The following is a 4,428-nucleotide window of genomic DNA, read 5'->3' as shown; positions in this document are numbered from 1 at the left end:
CGGGAGGGGCGTTCGGAAGTCCTGGGGCCCGATGGCGATGCCGACGCTGGCGCACGGGCCGTGGGCCGGTTCCCCACCCGGATGGGCTCGGTGGGGAGCGTGTCGTCGTCAGCGCTGCCCGCCGTCAGGGTGGACGTGTCCGTCGATATTTCCTGCGCGACGGCGGTGCGCTGCGACGCCGCGCCAGGCGGCGTCACCCGCGCCAGCAGCTGGGCGCACTTGCGGCAGCCTTCCGCATGTCTCCGCAATGGATTGGATTCCGAAGCATGAAGCTGTCCAGCGGCGAGCGCACGCGCGGTGATTTCATCAAAGCAGGACACGGAGGCAGCGTTCTCCCACGCCCCGTGTCCCCGAGAAAGGGGGGCTTTACAGTCCAAGCCGTCCTTTCCTGGACTCTCTGCTTCACGCCGGGGGCCGCGCGTGCTGCCATGCGGTACGTCCGCCTGCGTCATCCTGGAGTCCCAACGTGTCCCACACTTCGCCCTCGCTCGAGCTCTCCCAGCCTCCGCTGCTCGCCAAGGAGTTGCTGCGCGCCGCCGTGGCACGCCGGCCCTCGCGGCCCGGAGAGGTGCCCCGCCTGGAGGTGCGGGTGAAGGGCTTCACCCCGGACGCCGGTCAACTGGCCCGCTACCGGGAGGTGTGTGGGTTTCCCGAGGATGACTCCCTGCCGCTGCCTTTTCCTCAGGTGCTCGCGACGTCGCTGCACCTCACGCTGCTCAACCACCCGGCGTTCCCCTACCGGCTGCTGGGCATGGTGCACGTGCGCAATCACATCCAGCAGCAGCGCCGCCTGCACGCGGGGGCCCGGCTCTCCGTGCATGCCTGGGTCGAAGGCCAGCGTGAGGCGCGGCAGGGGCGCGAGCTGGATTTGCACACCGTGGTGGAGTCGGACGGCGCGCAGGTGTGGAGCGCCGTCACCACCATGCTCCGCCGCCTGCCTGGAATGGGGGAGCGGCCCCGGGAGGCGGGGCGTCCTCCCTCCTCGGACGAGGCGCAAGTCTTCGCTGACAGCCGTCCAGCCCGTTGGTCCGTCCCGGAGAACGCGGGCCGCCGTTACGCCCGGGCCTCGGGCGACTACAACCCCATCCATCTGTATGGCATCACGGCGCGCCCCTTCGGCTTTCCCCGCGCCATCGTCCATGGGATGTGGACCGTGGGCCGCTGCGTGGCGGAGATGGGCGAAGCCGCCGAGGCCCCCGCGCTCACGCTGTCCTCGGAGTTCCGCCGTCCGCTCCTGCTGCCCTCCCGGGTCATCTTTCAGACGGCGCCGCAGCCAGAGGGCATCGTCGCCTACCGGGTGATGGCGGAGGACGGGCAGCCCCACGTGCTGGGCCGCCTGTCACCGGGCGCGGCACCGACGGCGCGGTGACGAGGCGCCTGCCGCGAGCGCGAGGACGTCACTGCGGCACGAGCACCACGTCATCCAGGTACAGCGCCGGCTGGTCCGCGCCGGAGTCATCCTGGAAGTAGATGTCCCGCAGCGTGCCCGTGGTGGCCCCGAGGCTGGAGAGGGGAATCGTCACCTGCTGCCAGACCCCCGGCGCGATGGGGGCCCCCAGCGCGATGTCCAGGCGGGTGGTGCCAAGCATCTGCGTGCCATCGTGGAGTACCAGCCGCACCGCCTGGCCTCCCGCGCTGCCGCCGTGGACCCAGAAGCGGATGGACTGGTACTGCGCCAGGTCCAGCCCATGGTGGTGGAAGAGCAGGCCATTCCACGTGTCCGGCTCGAAGCGGATGGCGGCCGAGCCCGCATGGACCACCCCCGTCTCGTCGAGCGAGTGGGCCGCCCAGCTCCAGTTGGCGAAGCCGTTCTGCAGCGCGTCGGTGTAGACGAACAGGCCCGCCGTCAAGTCGGGTTCGGTGCGCCCCTCCGTCAGGGCCAGGCCTTCGGCCAGCGTCACGGTGCGCACGCCGTGCGTCTGCACGTAGTCGAGGATGTCCGCGAAGTGGGACGTCATGTACTCGGTGTCACGGGTCGGCGTGCCGTTGACGAACTCGTGGAAGACGAGGATGAGCCAGCTCTTCTCCGCGATGGCCTGGTCCACCCAGCCCTGGACGGTGCTGACCGGCACGGTGCGGGCCACGTCGTTGGCGCGCAGCTCGTAGACGACGGTGTCGCGGAAGTTGCGGCCCGTGTTCACCGTGCGGCTGCTGGCGTAGTGCTGGCGGATGGCGTCGAGCACCGGGCCGTTCTGCAGGCCATACGGCACCACGAGGTTGGGGACGGCGGGCAGGCCCAGCGCGCTCTCCAGCCAGGCACGTGAGTCCTGCAGCTCGGCCACGAGCTGGGTCGGGGACAGTGACGTCAGGTCCGGGTGGGTCAGCGTGTGGCTGGCGATGTCATTGCCCTCGGAGACGAGCGTCTGGGCTTGCGCCAGCGACATGTAGCCGCCCCAGCCTTCGTGGATGGCCAGGGTGACGAGCCCGTAGGTGGCGGGGATGTTCCGCGCGTTGAGCTCGGGGCGGGCCAGCGAGAACTGCGTGGCCCAGCCGTCGTCCAGGGTGATGGTGACCATCCCCTCGGTGAAGGGCGTCGCGGCGAAGGCGGGCGCCGCCAGCGACAGGAGGAGCAGCGTGACGAACGTTCGAAACACCCCGTGCGGTCTGGACATGGTTTCCCCCACCACAGCGAGTCAGCCTCGCGCGGCATGATGAATCCGATACCAGACGGAGCTGACGTCAGGCAACCGGCCGGGCCCTGGGCAAAAAGGGATTCGAATAGCGGAGCCCCGTGTTCGTCCGAGCCACGGTATGCCCTTGGAAAAGGAAGTCGCAGCATGAAGAAAGTCGCCGCGCTCGCATGTCTGTTGGCCTTGTTGGGAGCGATCCCCGCTCAGGCCGCCGAGCTGAAGGACGTATTCGGCCGTGAGGTCCCCATCGGCAAGGGCCGGCCCACCCTGGTGTTGTACGCCAACCGGGGCTCTCGGGACGAGCTGCGTCAGCACGCCTACTCGTTCATCTATGACCTGCGCGAGGAGCGGCCCATCGTCCTGATTCACGTGGACCTGCGAGACGTCCCCGGCCTCTTCAAGGGCATGGCGCGGGGCGAAATCAAGAAGAGCCACCGCGAGTCCATCGCGCACATGCGGAACATCTTCCGCCAGCACGGCGAGGCGCCGCCTCCCGAGCTGGAGTCGTCGCTCTTCATGGTGGCGGACGGCAAGGGCGAGCCGCACCAGGCCATGGGGCTGAAGAAGGGGTTCGGTCAGGCCGTCGCCAAGGTGCTGAGCCCGTTGGGTCGGGAGCTGGCGCGGGGCCCCTTCCCTGAGAGCGCCCGCAGGCTTGGCCAGTCGATGGCCACGGCCTCGGAGGGCCCTTCGACGCTCCGAGTCGTGGACATGTCCCGCTGAGGCCTTGGGGCCGCGCTCAGTTGCCGGGCGCTTGGGGCTCGGTGGGTGGCCGTGTAATCCACGCGGCGATGAAGACATCCAGCTCGCCGCGCAGGACGTCCTTCACGCGAGGAGTGCCGGCGCCGGTGCGCGGGTCCTCCACCCGGGCGCCCCGTCCCAGGTAGTAACGCCGTGCCTCGTCCGTGTTGCTGCCCTGGCCGTAGACGACACGCGCGGCGATGTCCTTCAGCTCGTCAAGCTCCGTGGCGCCCGTGAGCGTGAGCACGCGTCCGGAGGACTCGTCCTTCACCGTCACCTCGGTGCGGACGCGCTGGAGGTAGGCGCCCTCGTGGCTCTTCATGGGCCGGCCCTGGACCTCCAGGTACGCCAGCTCCTCCTCGGAGAGCGAGCCGCCGCGGTGGACGCGCACATAGGCCCGCTGGCGCTTCTCGTCCTCCAGCCGCCGGTGCATGCCCGCCTCGCCCGCGAGGAAGCCATAGGCGCCCGGTCCGGCGATGCGCACGACGACGCGCGAGGGCTCCTCCGCCTCGGCGATCGCGACCGCCTCGTAGCCGCGCCGCTGGGCCCAGCCCAGGTACATGGTGGCCAGCTCCTGCACCCAGGTCGCCTGGGCCTCCGCCGAGTCACTGGCGCAGATGTCCACCAGCGCCTCGGTGTCCTGGGTGGTGGCCCCGGAGGCGTGCAGGGCCTCCGCCATCTGGACCTCGCGCGCCACGTCCTCCACCTGCCGCGCCGCGGAGCCGAGCTGCACCTCGTTCTTCGCCTCCCGCACCAGCCGCCGCGCGAACAGGCCCGCGGCCTCCAGCCGCTCCAGTTCGTTGAGCTGCGCCTCCACGGTGCGGAAGGCGCGGATGACCTCGGCGGCACGCGTGGGGTCGTCCCAGAGGTTGGGCGCCTGCGTCTCCGCCAGCAGCTCCGCGCGGCGCTGCTCCAGCTGCGGCCGGCCGGCGGAGTCCGCCAGGGTGCGCGCCTTGCCTACCAGGCGGTCCATCTCGAACAGGAGCGACTTGCGGTCCAGCCGCCGCTTCACTGGTGCCGCGCGAGCGGACGGCAGCAGCAATTGCGCGGTGGGGGAGGG

General features: G+C 70.4%; 5 protein-coding genes. 2 read left to right on the top strand and 3 right to left on the bottom strand.

The window, feature by feature from the left end; all coding sequences use genetic code 11:
- Window positions 1–320, bottom strand: a 320-nt coding sequence (locus G4D87_RS34165) for a hypothetical protein (protein WP_240358834.1), incomplete at its 3' end; no start/stop codon positions are given.
- 146 nt (window positions 321–466) lie between these two features.
- Between G4D87_RS34165 and G4D87_RS34160 the strand changes: the two genes are divergently transcribed.
- Window positions 467–1,369, top strand: a complete 903-nt coding sequence (locus G4D87_RS34160) for a MaoC/PaaZ C-terminal domain-containing protein (RefSeq protein WP_163786863.1) — start codon at window positions 467–469, stop codon at window positions 1,367–1,369.
- A gap of 28 nt (window positions 1,370–1,397) precedes the next feature.
- Here G4D87_RS34160 and G4D87_RS34155 read toward each other — a convergent pair whose 3' ends face one another.
- Window positions 1,398–2,612 (bottom strand): polysaccharide deacetylase family protein, encoded by a 1,215-nt coding sequence (locus G4D87_RS34155; RefSeq protein ID WP_205507826.1) that lies wholly within the window; start codon window positions 2,610–2,612, stop codon window positions 1,398–1,400.
- Window positions 2,613–2,777: 165 nt separating this feature from the next.
- On the opposite strand from G4D87_RS34155, the gene G4D87_RS34150 reads away from it, so the two are divergent.
- A complete protein-coding gene (locus G4D87_RS34150) occupies window positions 2,778–3,350 on the top strand; it encodes a hypothetical protein (protein ID WP_163786862.1) in 573 nt (190 codons plus the stop codon).
- 16 nt (window positions 3,351–3,366) lie between these two features.
- Here G4D87_RS34150 and G4D87_RS34145 read toward each other — a convergent pair.
- A partial coding sequence (locus G4D87_RS34145) for a PCRF domain-containing protein (RefSeq protein ID WP_163786861.1) occupies window positions 3,367–4,428 on the bottom strand: 1,062 nt, incomplete at its 5' end.

It is taken from the genome of Myxococcus vastator, assembly GCF_010894475.1.
Lineage (GTDB): Bacteria > Myxococcota > Myxococcia > Myxococcales > Myxococcaceae > Myxococcus > Myxococcus vastator.
The sequence above is the reverse complement of the archived record's forward strand: the minus strand, read 5'-3'. Positions and strand labels throughout refer to the sequence as shown.